This window comes from Xanthomonas albilineans, from assembly GCF_009931595.1.
Taxonomy (GTDB): domain Bacteria; phylum Pseudomonadota; class Gammaproteobacteria; order Xanthomonadales; family Xanthomonadaceae; genus Xanthomonas_A; species Xanthomonas_A albilineans.
Genome location: NZ_CP046570.1, coordinates 707,466 through 725,335 on the forward strand (window position 1 = coordinate 707,466; position 17,870 = coordinate 725,335).

Below are 17,870 nucleotides of genomic sequence, written 5' to 3' on the forward strand. Positions count from 1 at the left end.
CATCCATCCGGATGGAGCGATATGTTATCGCAATTTTAACGTGGTGCGCGCGTCGTGGATTCACGTCAGCTGGGGTTTCCCTCTTTTCCACGGGTACTTAAAGAAGGCCGTTTGAAGCCATGAGGAGTGTTCATGCATCGCATCGTGGGCGGGTCGATGCACAACCGAAAAGACCAGCAGATGGTTTAGATGCAGTCGGTGCAGATGATGGTCTGGCGGCGACACGGCGGCCATCGTGTCATTTTGCACTCTGATCGTGGCAGTCAATTTCGAAGCGGCGGCTATCAGACAGAGCGACCCGAAGGAGCACACCCTGGTGTGCTCGATGAGCGTTGTCGATCACTGCGGCGACAACGCTGCATGTTCTGGCTTCTTTGGCCTGCTCAAGGGCGAGCGGATCTAAGGCATGAAGTATCAGGCGCTCGATACAGCTAGGACCGATGTGTTCGAATACATCGAGTGGCGATATAGCCCGAGGATGAGACGAAGGATCGCCAAACAGGATGTGAAGTTTTCAGCCCTTTCCAACCCGGCCGTGATTTCGGCGTGAAAACGCAACAATCTGAATTTGAGCAGACTTGTTCAGACAATAATTATTGTCTACCGAGCTTTGAGTGGTTCATGGTAGCGTCAAAAATGTCGACAGGAATATTTACGAAAAACGCACGCTGCCGACCAGTTGGCCATACTCTGGCTTGTAATCCTGATATGGCTCCATAGGAAATTAAGGAGATCACGATGATTGGCTCCATCACTTCCATTCTTCCGTCGCTTCCTTTTGATGTTGCTGTCCACGGCTCACCGATGCTTGAGTCCACGCTTGATCCGGTCACTATCGCTGTAGCAATCGTCATCGCAGTTCTACCCCACTAAATCTTGTAAGGGGAGTACACGAAATGAATAACATCAACGATCTTCCTAGCCTATCCTACGACGTGGGTCTGATCGGTAGCTGCGCACTTGATGAGAGTGTGGGCCCTGTCTGCGCAGGTATCGGTGTTGCAATTGGGATATTGATCAACCGCGGGATCCATCCAGAGTAGCTGACGCAAGTTGCGGCCGATGAGCAGTGGGTAGGGGAATCCTGCCCACTGTTTAAGCTTGATCGACCGGCTCGAAATCTTTCTGAAGATCTCGTTTGGCAGATCTTCTATATTTATATCTTCCCATAATGCCGACCCAAGTCGGAGGCATCGTCATCGTGAAGAATTCTGATCAGGTCCAAACAATGGTAAACGACTTGGAGACGCAGAAGATATTCTTCGCCCTCAATGGCGCCGGGAGTCGCTTTGATGATCGATTAGCCGAGACCGGGCTGCCTGAAAAAATCGACATGATTTCTTCTGCCCTGTCTGAAGAAATAAGTGCAAACGAAGTAGAGCTTAGCCTCAGGGAAATCAGTGCGCTCTTCACGCCAGATCTCATCAAAGAATTCATTCAAGAAGAATCCAGTAGATTCAATAAATCGTCTATTTACACGATTGCAACGCAATTTATCGAAAGTGAAGCGTTTTACGGTGTGGTTTTTTATTCAAACGCGCACGTAAATATTTCTGTGCTAGTCCTTCCCCCTGTTGTGCGTTCCTTGAAGCAGGCTAAGAATTTATCCGGGGATAAAAAAAGTGTCACCGTTCAGGGAAGCGATACTTTGATGAAATTCATCTCGCCCGGTGACGCATCAATCGAGCTCTGGCACGCTGAGCCATTTGGTCCGGCCACTGCGCTCGGCATCCGGACCGCCACTCCGTTACCGTGTATAAATCCTGTGGGTGGAGAAAGCGTGTTCTTGGAGGGCGGGCGCCATGGCCTGTCTATCAAGCACTGCATTGGCTCTGTGTTAATGGTATTGATCACCCGTAAGCGACCTCGTACATCAGTCTCAGCTCACTACAAGACAGATGATGGCAGTTTATTTTCCTGTTCCTCGGCAAGCGTCATGTCTTCACGAGCACAGCTATTAGCGACCTCGGTTCGTGAACTTGGTTTCCATGAGGGAATTTCTACGCTAATTGAACTTCTGGATCACCCAGATCATTTCGTTAGATGGCACGTTATGCGCGAAGCGCTAACTCTAGATATGGATGCTGCAAAGCCTCACTTAATAAGATTTGCTTCGAGTGACGTACATCCGCAGGTTAGAGAAGTTGCAAAAAAAACCCTTGAAATTCTTTCGAAGGTTCAATAATGCCACTAGTGATCGATACCGAAGACCAGCCAGCTTCAGATCTCGAAGCACTAGTCGAAAAACTCCATCAAGATCGCTTCGATCCGACCGACCACGATTCGTTCGTTGAAGTCGCTCCAGCATTGAAGGCACTCGGGAATAACCGCACATTCCTTGCCGAAATGATTTGCAAGGAGCTGAAGGATTATCGAGCTATACAGTTAAATAACTCATACTCTCCGCAGGTCTTCATGTTGTACGGACCCCAGCGGCGTGGGCAATCGTTCCTCATTCGTGCTTGCTTATGGGCGAGTGAAAACGAACAGATCATGAAAGTCAGCGGCACTGATCCTTTTTTTTACTACAAGCCGCACGATCACAATTTCAATTTCATGACCGTGGGATATCACGGTCCTGGATATTGGAGTGATTATTATGAGTATGAGTACAAAGATAGAATCGGCTACAAGGGCGAAGATGCTGGCCTCAAGTTCGTTGAAAGATCTCGCCTTGAAACAGGAAAGATAATGCTTTACCGGGCTTTTACAGATATCCATAATCAGCTGCCGGCTGACAAATTCTCCATCTCGCTGAACATCATGGAGAATACGATGAGGTCGAGTGTTATGGATCAGTATGCTTTCAATGTTGAAAATGGTTCAATCTCCGGGGTAATAAATCGTATTGGCGCAGCGCCACTCTTTCACATACTCGCAGCTCACCCTGACAGCGAGTCCCAGGATATTTTAGAGGAAATCGGTCGCAAACATCCGATTGAACGAGTTCGCATGTGCGCCTACCATGCGCTTGCATCAGCGAAGACTTCTGCGGAAGAGGCGCTGGAGATATATGCTGGGATTGGCGATGCAGATCCAGCGTTTCTCAGGGAATGGTCCCGTATACATACCGCGGACATCGAGAAATTGATCTCTCTGCCCAAAGTCGAATCAGGTGGGATGATATGTTGAGAGTACTCAATATATCGAAAAAATTCGGAAATTTTCCTGCCGTCAGTGACGTTAGCCTAAGTGTTAAAAGTGGGCAGATTCTTTCTCTTATTGGCCCTAACGGAGCGGGAAAGTCTTCCACTTTTAGAATGATTGTAGGTCTTTTACGGCCAGACTCTGGTAGTGTTCTGATTCAAGATTCCAGTGCAATCCGAAAAGTGAGAAGGGAAGATATAGGCTTCCTCCCCGAAGAACGTGGCCTGTACCAAGGCGTTCGTATTGGCGATATTATAGAATATTGGGGTCGCATAAGAGGAATGTCTAATGCCGATTCGAAGTCGGCATCACGCCATTGGTTGGATAAATTTGAATTGAGCGGAAAGAGAAGTGAAAAGGTCAGTGCCCTTTCCAAGGGTAACCAACAAAAATTGCAACTCGCTTGCTGCCTGATCCACCAGCCGCGCTATCTCATCTTGGACGAGCCGTTTTCCGGCCTTGACCCAGTAAATCAAGAGATAGTTTCCACATTGCTGCGACAGCAGTGTCAACTTGGGGTTGGAATTCTACTTTCGGCGCACCAGCTTTCATTGGTGCAGCGGATTTCAGATCATATTTTGATAATAAAGCAGGGCCAGATAGTCAGTGACTCCGCTCCTGACAATGCCCAGGCACAAATCCATCCTGCTATCAAAGCAGTGCAGATCTTCTTCAATGACGATATAGAGCCAGAAAATTCTGGTCACTGGGATGCTTCTGAGGTCGTTTCAGCCAATCCTGGCAACTTGACGCTACGTCTGCAGGTTGCGACGCCAAGCGAATTTTACTCTAGACTTTCAACCATCGCTGCACGCGCTGACGTACGTGACATTGACATCATTAAAGAAGATCTACACCAACGGTATCTTTCGGTGGTCAAAGATTCTCCGCAATCTTCCAAGAGTTCCCAATGAACGACTCAAGAGTATGGTCGGTTGCGAAATTCGAATTCCTGCGTTTTTTTGATTTTCGCGGCGAAGTCATTAGTCTTTTGATCCTGATGCTCTTGGCTGCTTTGCGTTTTGGCGGCGAGGCGATTTTGAACGCAGGGTCCAAAGCACCAGTGCGAATCGCCACTTCGATACAAGGTTTTCCGCTCGCTAACGGCGATAGCCGATTTCATTTCGAACCCATCCTTGTGAGTGACCTCGAACGAAAGAAGCTTGATCTGAAGAACGATCAGCTCGATGGCATCCTGCTAGAAGATGCTGGTCACGGATCATCATCTGTTTATACGCTTTTGGTGCATAGATCACCTAATTGGACCGATGAATTTCAAAAGCTTATACAAGCTCATCAGCGTAATCTACGCATACAGACTGCCGGGCTTTCCATGCCGGCTTACGAGCGGATCAACGAGTCCGTGAATTTTGATCTGGCTTATATCGACGCTGCATTTAGACCCAAGACAGCATCGGTTTATGGATTCGCCATTGGCTTTATTGTACTGACTATGCTGGGCGTCATCGGCTGCCTCTCAATGTTAGTGCAGGGGATCGCAGGTGAGAAATTTGGCCGCATCAGTGAGATGGTACTGACCGCGCTCCCAGCGCAAATATGGTTAGACGGGAAGGTCATTGCCGCAACGCTGCATGGCCTTAAGACCATCGTCACTTATGCGATCTACACGTCGCTGGCCGTCGTAGTGATGGGTTTTGTTAAAATATCTGTTTTCGTCGATCTTCTGGCACAATCGAACATGGTGGGGCTCCTTGTATTGATATGCATACTGGGATTGTGTTTTTGGAATTGCTTTTTCGCCTTGATTGCCGCCATCCTGCCAAGTGAGCAGTCGGCTATACGGAACATATTGCCAATTCTTCCAATATCATTTCTGCTCATTTCATTGAGTGGCGCAAAGCATCCGCAAAGCGAGTTTCTTGAATTTCTTTCTATCTTTCCTCCATCATCGATGGCCGCGATGCCTGTTAGACTGCTGAATGGTGCTGTTCCTACGTTAGACGTAATTTTGGCGCTGATCTTCAGTGTAATGGCTATCGTTCTACTTAGATTTTTTGCTGGCCGTGTATTTGTTTACGCCACGATAAGCGCGGGCTCCTCTGCAACCATTTTTGATTATATTAAATTATTTTTCCGGAAGTCAATTCGGTAAAGTGGTCTTGGCGATGGAATATATTTTGGTTCTGGCTTGGCTTAATTTTATTATTGCAAATTTTAAGGAATGAATTGCCCAGGTTTTTTTAAATATCTCGTGGTCATGGAAAATGGCGAGCTCGGAGGTTTCCATAAGTAGCAAAGATTATAGAGGTGAGTTCAAGATAGAAGCGGTCCGCCAGGTGACTGATCGAGGGATCAAAGTGGCAGAGGTGGCCGAACGACTGGGTGGGGGGCGCACAGCCTATACACATGGCTGCGCAGGTTCGGCAAACCTGGTGTGGAGCAGCGATCTGAGGTGGATCAAAGTGCCGAGGTTCGACGCCCGAAGGTCGATTTGCGGCGGGTGGCCGAGGAGCGCGACATCCTAAACAACTGCCGCGTACTTTAAGGGGTAAAGGCAGCGTACGCCTTCATGTAGCGGCATCGTCGGGAGTTCAGGCGTGAGTGCTGCGTGTGAACTGGGCGGGTTAGTACGCCAGGCTGCAGTCGCCAAAGAGTGACCGCGCCATGGAAGACGAACGCCTGCTGGAGCTGATCAAACATCAATGGTTAGCTAGCGGCAGTGTCTACGGGCATCGCAAGGTGACCAAGGCTCTGCACGATCTCGGCGCATGCTGTAGCTGCCATCGCGTGCGTCGCTTGATGCGCGTGGAAGGTCTGCGTGCTCAGGTGGGCTACGGGCGCAAGCCACGCTTGCATGGCGGGCCATATTGCGCTGCGGTGACCAACCTGCTTGATCGCCATTTCGACGTGACCGCGGCGGACCGGTCTGGGCGAGCGATTTCACGTACATCCGCACACACGAGGGAGGGCTGGATGTAACTGACCGTTGTGCTCGACCTGTTTTCCAGGCAGCGCATCGGTTGGGCGATGCGTGATCGCGCCGATACCGACCTGATCTTGCAGGACTTGCTGTCTGCGCTCTGGCGGCGCAAGCCCAAACCCGGCGCACCATGGCTCGGTGTACACCAGCGATGACTGGCGCAGCTTCCTGGTGGCCTATGGCCTGGTATGCAGCATGAGTCGGTGCGGCAACCGCCACGACAATGCACCGGTAGAGAGTTTCTTTGGCCTGCTCAAGCGCGAGCGGATCAGGCGGCGGATCTATCCCACCAAGGATGCCGCACGGACCGATGCGTTCGACTATATCGAGATGTTCTACAACCCTAAACGCTGCCATGGTTCCAATGGCGACCTGTCGCCTGTAGAGTTCGAGCGGCGCTACGCGCAACGAGGGTCATGAGTGTCTACAGAACCCTGGGGGATTCACTCGCTTTTTTCCTCAAAAGGATATTGATGTTTTCATGAACTCGTCTGCCGAATTGCTCAGGGAACTCCGTATCGACCGCAACAAGGCGCCACCGCCGTCCTCGCGCAAAGGCGTGTGGATCGCGCTGCTCGTGGTGGTGGTGCTGTTACTGGCCGGTCTCGCCGTCTGGCGTGTCCTGGGCCGCGCCAAGCCGCTGGAAGTGCGTACCGCCACGGTGACGGCAATGGGAGGGAACAACCGCGCCGCAGCCTCGGTGCTGGATGCGACCGGCTACGTGATCGCGCGGCGCACCGCCACGGTCTCGGCGCAGATCACCGGCCGGGTGGAAGAAGTGATGATCGAGGAAGGCCAGCGTGTGGAAGAAGGCCAGATCCTCGCGCGCTTGGATCCGATCAACGCCGATGCCGAACGCAGTCTGGCGCAGTCGCAGCTGTCGGCTTCGCAGAGCCAGGTGCAGAACGTGCAGGCCCAGCTGACCCGTGCCGAAGCCGAAGCCAAGCGCCTGGAATTCCTGGCCAAGCAACAGCTGGTGTCGCGCTCGCAGTACGACCAGCAGGTCGCCGAGCGCGACGCGCTGCGTGCGCAGTTGGAAACCGCGCGCCGCAACGTGCAGGTCGCGCGAGACCAGCTCAAGCTCTCCACCATCGGCAAGGATTACACCGTGGTGCGCGCGCCGTTCGCGGGCGTGATCACCGCCAAGGCCGCTCAGCCCGGTGAGATCGTCTCGCCGCTGTCGGCTGGCGGCGGCTTCACCCGCACCGGCATCGGCACCATCGTCGATATGGATTCGCTGGAAGTGGAAGTGGATGTCGGCGAGGCCTATATCGGTCGCGTGCAGCCGAGGATGCCGGTCGAGGCCACGCTCAATGCCTATCCGGACTGGAAGATCCCCGCCGAGGTCATCGCCGTGATCCCCACCGCCGATCGCGGCAAGGCCACGGTCAAGGTGCGCATCGCGCTGAAGTCCAAGGACCCGCGCATCGTCCCGGAGATGGGTGTCAACGTCAGCTTCCTCGAACCGTCAGTCGATGACCACGCCAGGACGCCAGACACCACGCTGAAGGGCGTGCGCGTGCCGGCCGCGGCGGTGACCGTGCGCGATGGCGCGCCGGCGGCGTTCGTGCTGGTCGAGGGCAAGGTGCAACAGCGCACACTCAAGGTAGGTGCCACGCTGGCCAACGACCGCCAGATTCTCGGTGGCCTGCAGGCCGGCGAAACCGTGGTGCTGGATCCGCCGCCGACGCTGAAGGACGGCGATGCGGTCATCACCGGCTCCACCGACAAGTCGTAGCGCTGCATCGCATTGCGGGAGTGGAGGTCGCATTTGAACACCTCCCCGCCCGATCGTCGCTTTCGCATGAATAAGGCCGGCGCCACGCGCGCCGGGTCACGCGCCGGAGCCGGACGTCCGTGCGCTTACCGCCGTCCCGTTCGGGCCGTCCACCCGAATCGACCGCAAGAGAGGCATCGCCATGACGTCCCTGGTTTCCATCCGCAACCTCAGCAAGAGCTATCAGCGCGGCCCGGAGAACGTGCAGGTGCTGCACGGGCTGAACCTGGACATCGCCGCCGGTGACTTTGTCGCGCTGATGGGGCCGTCCGGCTCTGGCAAGACCACGCTGCTCAACCTGATAGGCGGGTTGGACACGGCCAGCGACGGCCAGATCCAGATCGCCGGCCAGCACCTCGAATCGATGTCGGCCGGCCAGCTGGCGCAGTGGCGCAGCGACCATGTCGGTTTCGTGTTCCAGTTCTACAACTTGATGCCGATGCTGACGGCACAGAAAAACGTCGAGCTGCCGTTGTTGTTGACGCGGCTGTCCGGCGCGCAGCGCAAGCGCAACGCCGAGATCGCGCTGACCTTGGTCGGCCTGGCCGAGCGTAAGTCGCACAAGCCCAACGAACTCTCCGGTGGCCAGCAGCAGCGCGTGGCCATCGCGCGCGCCATCGTCTCTGATCCGACCCTGTTGATCTGCGATGAACCCACCGGCGACTTGGATCGCAATAGCGCCGAGGAGATCCTGGGCCTGCTGCAGATGCTCAACCGCGAGCACGGCAAGACCATCGTGATGGTCACCCACGACCCGAAGGCGGCCGAGCACGCCAGCCACATCCTGCACCTGGACAAGGGCGTGCTGGTCGAACAGCCGGCCCACGCCTGACGCGAGGAGCCCGCGATGAAATACCTACATCTGATCTGGGCGGGGCTGTTCCGGCGCAAGACCCGCACGATTCTCACGCTGGTGTCGATTCTGGCCGCGTTCCTATTGTTCGGCCTGCTCAACGGCGTGCGCGAAAGCTTCGCCCAGGCCGGCCAGAGCGCGCAGGGCGCCAAGCGCCTGCAGACCGGCTCGCGTTTGTCCTTCAGCGACACCTTGCCACTGTCGCTCAACGATCGCATCGCGCGTGTCGATGGCGTGACCAAGGTGACATACGCCAACTGGTTCGGCGGCGCTTACCAGGATGCGCGCAACCAGGTCTTCAGCTTCGCCGTGGCGCCGAATTACCTCGACCTGTATCCGGAAATCGAGGTCGACCAGTCGCAGCGCGCCGCTTTCGCCAACACCCAAACCGGTGTGCTAGTGGGCGAGAAGTTGATGCGGCGTTTCGGCTGGAAGGTCGGGCAGAAGATCCCGCTGCTGTCGACCATCTTCCCCAACAAAAACGGCAGCAAAAACTGGTCCTTCGACATCGTTGGCGTGCTCAAAGTCAAGCCGGGCTCGGGGAGCGTATGGTTTGACCAGCAGATGTTGTTGCACTGGAAGTATTTCGACGAATCCTCCCCATACAACCGTGGCGCGGTGGGCTGGTATGTCTCCGGTGTGGCCGATGCCAACCAGGCCGACCGCGTGGCCAAGGCGATCGATGCGCTGTCGATGAACTCCGACCACGAGACCAAGACCCAGACCGAATCGTCCGCGATGGCCTCGGTGGTGAAGCAGGTCGTTGATATCGGCTTGATCGTCGGCTCGATCATGGGCGCGGTGTTCTTCACCCTGCTGCTGCTCACCGGCAACACCATGGCGCTGGCCGTGCGCGAGCGCACCTCCGAACTGGCGGTGATGAAGGTGATCGGTTTCCGCGATGGCGCGCTGCTGGGCTTGGTGCTGGCCGAGTCGGTGCTGCAGGTGGTGCTGGGCGGCGTGCTGGGGCTGGGCATCGCCGCGTTGATCGGGCCGATATTGACCACGGCCACTGGTGGCGCGATCACCATGCCGCCGGTCGGCTTGCATAGCTGGGTGCTCGGCCTGTCGCTGATGTTGGGCATCGGTTTGCTGGTCGGCCTCCTGCCCGCGCTGCGTGCCGGGCGCCTGAACATCGTCGATGCCCTGGCCGGGCGCTAAGGAGAATTCACCATGCGATTCCTGAAATCCTTCGCACGCGGGCTTGGCTTGTTTGTGGTCGTGCTGGTCGGCCTGGTCGCTTGGTTGGCTTTGCCCTGGTACATCCTGTTGCCACTGGTGGCGGTGTTCTTGCTGTGGATGCTGTTCACCCGGCGTGGCCAGCAGGCGGGCTCGATCACGCATATCGGCCTGAGCACGTTGCGCCAGCGCATCGGCTCTTCGTCGGTGATCGTGATCGGCATCGCCGGCGTGGTCGCAGTGCTGGTGGCGCTGCTGGCGATGGCGCAGGGCTATCGTGCCACGTTGCGCGCCAGCGGCAGCGAGGACACCGCCATCGTGCTGCGCGGCGCGTCCTCGGCCGAGGTGATGTCCATTCTCCCGCATGAGGCGGTCAACCTGATCGCGCAGGCACCGGGCGTGGCGCACGATCTGGATAACCGCGCCCTGATCTCGCCGGAACTGGTGGTCGCCGCCAACCTGCCGCTGCGCGACGGCGCTCCTGACGAGACTGGTAGCGTGCAGCTGCGCGGCGTCGGCGCGGCGGCCTGGACCATACGCCCCAACGTCAAGGTCGTGCAGGGCGACAAGTTTGTTCCGGGGCGGCGCGAGCTGATGGCCGGCGTCGGCGCGCAGCGTCAGTTCAAGGGGTTGGAACCAGGCAAGCAGATCCGTCTGGGCAGCCAGCTATGGACGGTGACTGGCATCTTCCAGTCTGGCGATGCCACTGACTCGGAGCTGTGGGCCGATGCCGAAGTGGTCGCCACCACCTATCGCCGCGGCAGCTCGCGCACCTCGGTCATCGCCAAGCTGACCAATGCGCAGGCTCTCGCCAGCTTCAAGGCCGCGCTGGCCGCCAACCCGCAGCTGGACGTGGATGCCGAAACTACCCTGTCCTACTTCAGCAAGCAGTCCGAGCAGATGACCAAGATTATCCGCGCCATCGGCATGATGGTTGGTGCGATCATGGGGATTGGTGCGGTGTTCGGTGCGCTCAACACCATGTTCGCCACTGTCGCCGCCCGCGCCCGCGAGATCGCCACGTTGCGTGCGATTGGCTTCCGCGGCGTGCCGGTGGTGGTGGCGGTGATGCTGGAGACGATGCTGTTGGCGCTGCTTGGCGGCGTGCTTGGTGGCGTGTTGGCATGGGTGATCTTCAACGGCTTCACCGCCTCGACCCTGGTCGGCGGTGTCGGCCAGCTGACCTTCGCCTTCAAGGTCTCGCCCGAGGTGCTGTGGACCGGAATCAAATGGTCCATGGCGATCGGCTTCGTCGGCGGTTTGTTCCCCGCCCTGCGCGCCGCCCGCCTGCCGATCACAGTAGCTCTGCGCGAGGTGTGAGGGGGGGGCATTTCACGGGCACTTACGAGAAGGCCGATCAAGGCCGTGAGGAGTGTTCATGTCGAAGCGAAATGAGCCGCCCGTTTTTCGTAGACAGGTTGATGTCCCCTCTGGTTGTTCGTCATCAACCGGTCGCAGTTCTTCGCTGCTCGGTCATGCGATTGCCCTTTTCGTCCTTCATCTTCTCGCTCTTCAACTTGGTCATGAGATAGATCCGTTTTAGCCTGGCGAAAACTGGCAAGCGCAGCACGCCGGAGGATGCCTGCAATGCATTGGTCGATATGGCGTCACGGGTTTTTTCAGCGACGAAGCCTTACCATCGCGCGCTCTTACCCGTGTTTCGACTGAGATCCCGCCGATGCTGCACCGTGTCCCCTTGTTTGCCGTCCTCCTTGCTCTGAGCGCCTGTACTGGCGTCGCGCCTTCTGCCTCCACCGCCGCACCGGGCGCGGTCAGCGCCGCGTTGCAGGGCGATGCCGCCCGCCCGGCGCAGGCCAAGGGGTGGGTGCGCAGCGAGTTGTATTTCGGCGTCGGCGAGGAACACGGCCCGGCCGATCGTCCGCAGGCCGAGACGATCAGCCAGGCGCGCTGGCGCGCGTTCCTGGACAAGGAGGTCACACCGCGCTTCCCCGATGGCCTGACCGTGTTCGATGCTTACGGCCAGTGGTTGTTTCGCGGCGCCAAGGAACCGAATCGGCTCAACACCAAGGTACTGGTGATCCTGCACGAAGACACGCCGCAGCGTCGCGCGGACATCGAGGCGATCCGGCTGGCGTGGAAGCAGGCCACTGGACACCAGTCGGTGCTGTGGGCACGGCAGGCGGTGGAGGTGTCGTTTTGATGGCCGTGATGTCTGCCTGTCGGGTTGGGAGCCAAGCATGCCGCAGCGCTGCGCGGCGGGCTGAGCGCGTGTGCGGCTCCGCGCGCACGCTCAGCGTTACGGTCGGTTTGCCATGACCCTCGCCTCGGTGTCCTCTGCCACGCGGCCGCGTTGGTTCGTCGTGGGCGATCTCAATGGCTTCTTCGGCCTGGTGGTCGACAATCTGTCGATCCTCGGTTTCATCACTCTGGCCCTGGTCGGCATGTTCCAGTTCCCCGCCGAGGTGATCTACACGCGGATGATTCCCGGTACCGCGTTCGGGGTGCTGATCGGCAATCTGCTGTACACCGCGATGGCGCGACAGTTGGCCGCGCGCAGTGGGCGTAGCGATGTCACCGCGATGCCCCTGGGCCTGGATGCGCCGACCAGCATCGGCATGGCGCTGTTGGTGCTCGGCCCGGCGTTCGTGCGCTACAAACAGCAGGGTCTGGATCCGCAGGCGGCGGCGCTGGCCACCTGGCGCCTGGGCATGGCCGCGCTGGTGCTGATGGGGGCGCTCAAGACCGTGCTCGCGTTCTTCGGCGAGGCGGTCACGCGAGCGCTGCCGCGTGCGGCGTTGCTCGGTTCCATCGCCGGCATCGCGCTGGTGCTGATGGGCTTCCTGCCACTGCTGGAGACCTTGCGCACCCCCGTGGTCGGTTTGGTGGTGCTGGGCCTGTTGTTGTACGTGCTGATCGCCAGGGGGCGCTTGCCGTTTGGCCTGCCAGGGGTACCGCTGGCGTTGGTGCTGGGCACCGGCCTTTACTACGGATTGAATGCGGTAGGAATGGGCATTCCGGGCCATCAGGCGGCGCAGTGGGTCACACCGCATTTGGTGCTGCCATGGCCGAGCCTGGGCTTCGTCGCCGGGCTGGCCGATACGGTGCCGCTGCTACCGTTGCTGTTGCCGTTCGGTTTGCTGATGGTGGTCGGCGGCATCAACGTCAGCGAGAGCGCGCGTGCGGCCGGCGATGACTACCGCACCCGCGATATTCTGCTGGTCGAGGCGTGTTCGACCCTGATTGCCGGGGTCTGCGGCGGTGTCGCCCAGACCACGCCCTATATCGGCCAGCCGGCCTACAAGCACATGGGCGCGCGCAGTGGCTATACGTTGTTGACCGGGATGTTCATCGGCCTGGGCGGCATGTTGGGATTGGTCGCCGGGCTGGTGCAGTGGCTGCCGTTGGCGGTGCTGGCGCCGATCATCGTGTACGTGTCTATTGATATCACTACCCAGGCATTCCAGGCCACCCCCAAACGCCATGCTGGCGCGATGGTGTTGGGTTTTCTACCGTCGGTGGCGTATCTGCTGGCGATCAAGGCGCTGGGTTGGATCGCGCCGGACCATCTGGCCGCGCTGACCACCACGCTGGACGGCAATGGGTTGCCGGAACTGGCGGTGATTCTGACCCTGGGCAACGGTTTCATCATCACCGCCATGCTGTGGATTGCCACGGTGGCGGCGATGGTGGACGGGCGCTTGCGTCGCGCTGCGGGGTTTCTGTTGGTGGCGGCGGGACTGACGCTGTTCGGCCTGATCCATTCGGTGGATCCGCGTGGCGGCATTTATCTGCCTTGGACGTTGCGCGGCGTGCCTCAGTTGATGGCGTGGCAGTTTGCCGGTGGTTATCTGCTGCTGGCCGCGTTGATCGGTCTGTTGTCGCTGCACAGGCCGCGTGCGCTGCGGGTCGTGGACTGAGCGCGATTGCGCCCGCACGCGGTGGAACGCTAGCGGAAAGAGGCGATGTGTTTGCAATGGTCGTCGCGGTTGCATCCCGTTCGATGCTGAACACCGACCGTGTCGCATCGGAACCTAGTGGCCGTTGTCGCTGTCAGAATGAAGTTCTATCAACGGAGCCCGATTCCATGCCGCCGCGTCCTGCCATGCCGCCACGTCCTTCCCTTTGGCCCTGGATGCTGGTCGCGGTGCTGGTGGTTGCCGCCGCAGCATGGTTGTTCCGCGACGCCCTGGGCGGTTTGCTGCAGCGTGTGGCCCCACCATCGCCACCGCCGCCGAGTGCTCCCGTCGCGCCTGCGGTGCCGTCTGCGCCAGCCGCGGCGGATGCTGCATCGGCACCACCGATCCAGCATCCGATCGATGCCGCCGCCGCGGATGCGGCCGATGCGGCGATTCCGTCCTTGGCCGAGAGCGATGCCGCCGCCTGGACGGAACTGACCAAGCTGGCCGGTGGCGATACGCCACTGGCGTTGCTGTTGCGCGATCATCTGATCCAGCGCCTGGTGACGATGGTCGACAACCTGACGCAGCACCGCGTCACCACGCGCGCGCTGGCGCTCACCGCGGTCCCCGGCGCATTGCAGGTGAGCAAAGATGCCAGTGGCATCCAGGTCATCGCCGAAGCCAATGCGCAGCGCTATGCGCTCTACGTGCAGGCCTTCACCCATGCCGATCCCAAGGTGCTGGTAGCGGCCTACCGACGTTTCTATCCGCTGTTTCAGCAGGCCTATGTGGAGCTGGGGTATCCGCACGGATATTTCAACGACCGCTTGGTGCAGGTGATCGACCATCTGCTGCAGACCCCGCTGCCGTCGGCGCCGTTGGCGGTGGTGAACGATCCGGTGCACGGTAAGTTCCGTTTCGTCGATCCGGCGCTGGAGTCGCTCTCGGTCGGGCAGAAGGCCTTGCTGCGACTGGGGCCGACGCAGGCCGCTGCGGTAAAGGTGCAATTGCGTGCGTTGCGCGCGGGCTTGACCCAGACATGAGGGACAGCAAGGACGATCGGCGATAGACCTTGCGAGCCGTCTTCGCCATCGCGTTCCATGGAGTGGCGGAAGATCGCATTCGTATTGAACGAGGACCACCTTCGCATCACTGCGCTGTAGACGGTGAGCGTCGCAGGTTCATGCACGCCCTGCGTTGCGTGGGTTGTACGTGTGCAGAGGCATGGGCTTGAAACAGGTGCAGTCAACCGCATCTGATTAGGCATGCCGGCATGGCCGGCCCCAGTCAGAGGATTTCCCGATGCGGATGGACAAGCTCACCTCGCGTTTCCAGCAGGCGCTGGCTGACGCGCAGTCGCTGGCCGTAGGCCGCGACCACACCATCATCGAGCCGGTGCATGTGTTCACGGCGCTGCTCGATCAGGCCGGCGGTAGCACCCGGCCACTGCTGGCGCAGGCCGGCGTCAACGTGCCCGCGCTGCGCGAGCGTTTGGGCGAGGCGCTGGAAAAGTTGCCCAAGGTCAGTGGCCAGCCGGGCAATCTATCGATGGGCAACGACCTCGGTCGCTTGCTCAACCAGACCGACAAACTGGCACAGCAGCACAACGATCAGTTCATCCCCAGCGAATGGTTCGTGCTGGCCGCCGTCGACGATGCCGGTGTGTTGGGTCTGGCGTTGCGTGCGTCCGGTGCCGACAAGAAGAAACTGGAAGCGGCCATCGACACGTTGCGCGGCGGCGAAACCGTGCAGTCGGAAAACGCCGAAGACCAACGCCAGGCGCTAGGAAAATACACCATTGACCTCACCGCACGCGCCGAGAGCGGCAAGCTCGATCCGGTGATCGGCCGCGACGAGGAAATCCGCCGCACCGTGCAGGTGCTTCAACGGCGCACCAAGAATAATCCCGTGCTGATCGGCGAACCCGGTGTCGGCAAGACCGCCATCGTCGAGGGCCTGGCGCAGCGCATCGTCAACGGCGAAGTGCCGGAAGGATTGCGCGGCAAGCGCGTGCTGTCGCTGGACATGGGCGCGTTGATCGCCGGGGCCAAGTTCCGCGGCGAGTTCGAGGAACGGCTCAAGGGCGTGCTCAACGATCTGTCCAAAAACGAAGGCCAGATCATCCTGTTCATCGACGAGCTGCACACCATGGTTGGCGCTGGTAAGGCCGATGGCGCGATGGACGCAGGCAATATGCTCAAGCCGGCGCTGGCGCGCGGCGAACTGCACTGCATCGGCGCCACCACGCTGGACGAGTACCGCAAGTACATCGAGAAGGATGCGGCGCTGGAACGGCGCTTCCAGAAGGTATTCGTCGGCGAGCCCACGGTGGAGGACACCATCGCCATCCTGCGCGGGCTCAAGGAGCGTTACGCGGTGCATCACGGCGTGGAGATCACTGACCCGGCGATCGTCGCCGCGGCCACGTTGTCCAACCGCTACATCACCGATCGTCAGTTGCCGGACAAGGCCATCGATTTGATGGACGAGGCCGCCAGCCGCATCCGCATGGAGATCGATTCCAAGCCGGAGGAGCTCGATCGCCTGGAGCGGCGTCTGATCCAGTTGAAGATCCAGCGCGAAATGCTGAAGAAAGAGAAGGATGACGCCTCGCGGCAGCGTCTGTCCGATCTGGAAGCGGACATCGACAAGCTCGAACGCGAGTTCTACGACCTGGACGAGGTGTGGAAATCCGAGAAAGCCGCGTTGCAGGGTGCGACCAAAATCAAGGAGCAAATCGAGCAGGCGCGGGTGGAACTGGAAGCGGCGCAGCGGCGTCAGGATTACGCCAAGATGAGCGAGATCCAGTACGGCCTGCTACCGAATCTGGAGAAGCAGCTCGCGGCCGCCAACGAGGCCGAGCAGCATGAGTTCAAGCTGGTGCAAGACCGCGTCACCGCCGAGGAAATTGCCGAAGTGGTGTCGCGTTGGACCGGTATTCCGGTCAACAAAATGCTGGAGGGCGAGCGCGACAAGTTGTTGCGCATGGAAGACGAACTGCATCAACGCGTGGTCGGTCAGCATGAAGCGATCAAGGTAGTGTCCGATGCGGTGCGCCGTTCGCGTGCGGGGTTGTCCGATCCGAATCGCCCCAGCGGCTCGTTCCTGTTCCTGGGGCCGACCGGCGTCGGCAAGACCGAATTGTGCAAGGCGCTGGCCGAGTTTCTATTCGACAGCAGCGACGCGATGATCCGCATCGACATGAGCGAGTTCATGGAAAAGCATTCGGTGGCGCGGCTGATCGGCGCGCCTCCGGGCTACGTTGGCTACGAGGAAGGTGGTTATCTCACCGAATCGGTGCGGCGTCGGCCGTATTCCCTGATCCTGCTCGACGAGGTGGAGAAGGCGCACAGCGATGTATTCAACATCCTGCTGCAAGTACTCGACGACGGTCGCCTGACCGATGGACAGGGCCGTACCGTGGACTTCCGTAACACCGTCATCGTGATGACGTCCAACCTGGGCTCGCACCAGATTCAGGAGCTCAGCGGCGACGACAGTGCCGAGGCCTACACACAGATGAAGGCGGCGGTGATGGGTGTGGTGCAGGCGCATTTCCGCCCCGAGTTCATCAATCGGCTGGACGATATCGTGGTATTCCATCCGTTGGACAAGGCGCAGATCAAGGCGATCGCGCGTATCCAGTTGCATGGCCTGGAAAAGCGCCTGGCCGAGCGCGGCTTGAAGATCGAACTCGGCGATCGCGCACTGGAATTGCTCGGCAACGTCGGCTTCGATCCGGTGTACGGCGCGCGTCCGCTCAAGCGTGCGATTCAGGCGCAACTGGAGAACCCGCTGGCGCAGCAGATCCTGTCCGGTCAGTTCCTCAGTGGCGACATCATCAAGGTCGATGCCGAGGGCGGGCATCTGCTGTTCGCCAAAGCTTGAGGCCGACCGCTCCGGCATCGACCGTGCTGCCGGAGCGGGTCGCGGCTTGCCGATGGCCCCACGCGTGCCACGGCGGCGCGCTTGGACAGTCAGATATCGCGATCCTGCACGTGCGCCACGCAGTGTGCTGGTGTTGGCATTGTTGCGATGCGACGTGCGTTCTTTAAATGATCATATAAATATCGGTAGCAGAAAGTCAGTGCTGCTGTTGCAGCTATGAGCGTT

13 protein-coding genes and 2 pseudogenes are annotated in these 17,870 nt (G+C 59.1%); all 15 read left to right on the plus strand.

Annotated features, from left to right (window positions below; translation table 11 throughout):
- Window positions 1–126: 126 nt before the first annotated feature.
- Window positions 127–550 (plus strand): annotated as a pseudogene (locus tag XaFJ1_RS16060) (IS3 family transposase); the annotation flags it as partial.
- A gap of 188 nt (window positions 551–738) precedes the next feature.
- Window positions 739–873: a hypothetical protein gene (locus XaFJ1_RS16350; RefSeq protein WP_268988970.1), complete on the plus strand. Its 135-nt coding sequence runs from the start codon at window positions 739–741 to the stop codon at window positions 871–873.
- 328 nt (window positions 874–1,201) lie between these two features.
- Entirely contained in the window at window positions 1,202–2,185 is a 984-nt protein-coding gene (locus tag XaFJ1_RS03210) for a HEAT repeat domain-containing protein (RefSeq protein WP_155393059.1), read from the plus strand.
- Between the two features lie 8 nt (window positions 2,186–2,193).
- The gene (locus XaFJ1_RS03215) at window positions 2,194–3,132 is read left to right on the plus strand and encodes a transposase (protein ID WP_155393060.1); all 939 of its coding nucleotides are present in this window, start codon (window positions 2,194–2,196) and stop codon (window positions 3,130–3,132) included.
- On the plus strand, window positions 3,126–4,061 hold the full coding sequence (locus XaFJ1_RS03220; RefSeq protein ID WP_012915231.1) for an ABC transporter ATP-binding protein: 936 nt from the start codon (window positions 3,126–3,128) through the stop codon (window positions 4,059–4,061). The genes XaFJ1_RS03215 and XaFJ1_RS03220 overlap by 7 nt, the downstream gene beginning before the upstream one ends.
- Window positions 4,058–5,260, plus strand: coding sequence for an ABC transporter permease (locus XaFJ1_RS03225; RefSeq protein ID WP_012915232.1), 1,203 nt, complete (start codon window positions 4,058–4,060; stop codon window positions 5,258–5,260). Before XaFJ1_RS03220 ends, XaFJ1_RS03225 begins: the two co-directional genes overlap by 4 nt.
- A 133-nt stretch (window positions 5,261–5,393) precedes the next feature.
- Window positions 5,394–6,508, plus strand: a pseudogene (locus tag XaFJ1_RS03230) (IS3 family transposase).
- 61 nt (window positions 6,509–6,569) lie between these two features.
- The gene (locus XaFJ1_RS03235; RefSeq protein WP_012915233.1) at window positions 6,570–7,826 is read left to right on the plus strand and encodes an efflux RND transporter periplasmic adaptor subunit; all 1,257 of its coding nucleotides are present in this window, start codon (window positions 6,570–6,572) and stop codon (window positions 7,824–7,826) included.
- Between the two features lie 181 nt (window positions 7,827–8,007).
- Window positions 8,008–8,697: an ABC transporter ATP-binding protein gene (locus XaFJ1_RS03240; RefSeq protein ID WP_012915234.1), complete on the plus strand. Its 690-nt coding sequence runs from the start codon at window positions 8,008–8,010 to the stop codon at window positions 8,695–8,697.
- Between the two features lie 15 nt (window positions 8,698–8,712).
- Window positions 8,713–9,879: an ABC transporter permease gene (locus XaFJ1_RS03245; RefSeq protein WP_012915235.1), complete on the plus strand. Its 1,167-nt coding sequence runs from the start codon at window positions 8,713–8,715 to the stop codon at window positions 9,877–9,879.
- 12 nt (window positions 9,880–9,891) lie between these two features.
- Window positions 9,892–11,217, plus strand: a complete 1,326-nt coding sequence (locus XaFJ1_RS03250) for an ABC transporter permease (protein ID WP_012915236.1) — start codon at window positions 9,892–9,894, stop codon at window positions 11,215–11,217.
- A 358-nt stretch (window positions 11,218–11,575) separates the two neighbouring features.
- Window positions 11,576–12,058, plus strand: coding sequence for a DUF3574 domain-containing protein (locus tag XaFJ1_RS03260; RefSeq protein WP_012915237.1), 483 nt, complete (start codon window positions 11,576–11,578; stop codon window positions 12,056–12,058).
- A 112-nt stretch (window positions 12,059–12,170) separates the two neighbouring features.
- On the plus strand, window positions 12,171–13,775 hold the full coding sequence (locus tag XaFJ1_RS03265; RefSeq protein WP_012915238.1) for a hypothetical protein: 1,605 nt from the start codon (window positions 12,171–12,173) through the stop codon (window positions 13,773–13,775).
- A gap of 185 nt (window positions 13,776–13,960) precedes the next feature.
- Window positions 13,961–14,800, plus strand: coding sequence for a DUF3014 domain-containing protein (locus XaFJ1_RS03270; protein ID WP_045757184.1), 840 nt, complete (start codon window positions 13,961–13,963; stop codon window positions 14,798–14,800).
- A 259-nt stretch (window positions 14,801–15,059) separates the two neighbouring features.
- Window positions 15,060–17,645: an ATP-dependent chaperone ClpB gene (gene clpB, locus XaFJ1_RS03275; RefSeq protein WP_012915240.1), complete on the plus strand. Its 2,586-nt coding sequence runs from the start codon at window positions 15,060–15,062 to the stop codon at window positions 17,643–17,645.
- Window positions 17,646–17,870: the final 225 nt, after the last annotated feature.

Coding starts and splice junctions, on each gene's coding strand:
- XaFJ1_RS03260 (WP_012915237.1), top strand. CDS start 11,576: ATGCTGCACCGTGTCCCCTTGTTTGCCGTCCTCCTTGCTCTGAGCGCC.
- XaFJ1_RS03250 (WP_012915236.1), top strand. CDS start 9,892: ATGCGATTCCTGAAATCCTTCGCACGCGGGCTTGGCTTGTTTGTGGTC.
- XaFJ1_RS16350 (WP_268988970.1), top strand. CDS start 739: ATGATTGGCTCCATCACTTCCATTCTTCCGTCGCTTCCTTTTGATGTT.
- XaFJ1_RS03220 (WP_012915231.1), top strand. CDS start 3,126: ATGTTGAGAGTACTCAATATATCGAAAAAATTCGGAAATTTTCCTGCC.
- XaFJ1_RS03270 (WP_045757184.1), top strand. CDS start 13,961: ATGCCGCCACGTCCTTCCCTTTGGCCCTGGATGCTGGTCGCGGTGCTG.
- XaFJ1_RS03225 (WP_012915232.1), top strand. CDS start 4,058: ATGAACGACTCAAGAGTATGGTCGGTTGCGAAATTCGAATTCCTGCGT.
- XaFJ1_RS03245 (WP_012915235.1), top strand. CDS start 8,713: ATGAAATACCTACATCTGATCTGGGCGGGGCTGTTCCGGCGCAAGACC.
- XaFJ1_RS03235 (WP_012915233.1), top strand. CDS start 6,570: ATGAACTCGTCTGCCGAATTGCTCAGGGAACTCCGTATCGACCGCAAC.
- clpB (WP_012915240.1), top strand. CDS start 15,060: ATGCGGATGGACAAGCTCACCTCGCGTTTCCAGCAGGCGCTGGCTGAC.
- XaFJ1_RS03240 (WP_012915234.1), top strand. CDS start 8,008: ATGACGTCCCTGGTTTCCATCCGCAACCTCAGCAAGAGCTATCAGCGC.
- XaFJ1_RS03265 (WP_012915238.1), top strand. CDS start 12,171: ATGACCCTCGCCTCGGTGTCCTCTGCCACGCGGCCGCGTTGGTTCGTC.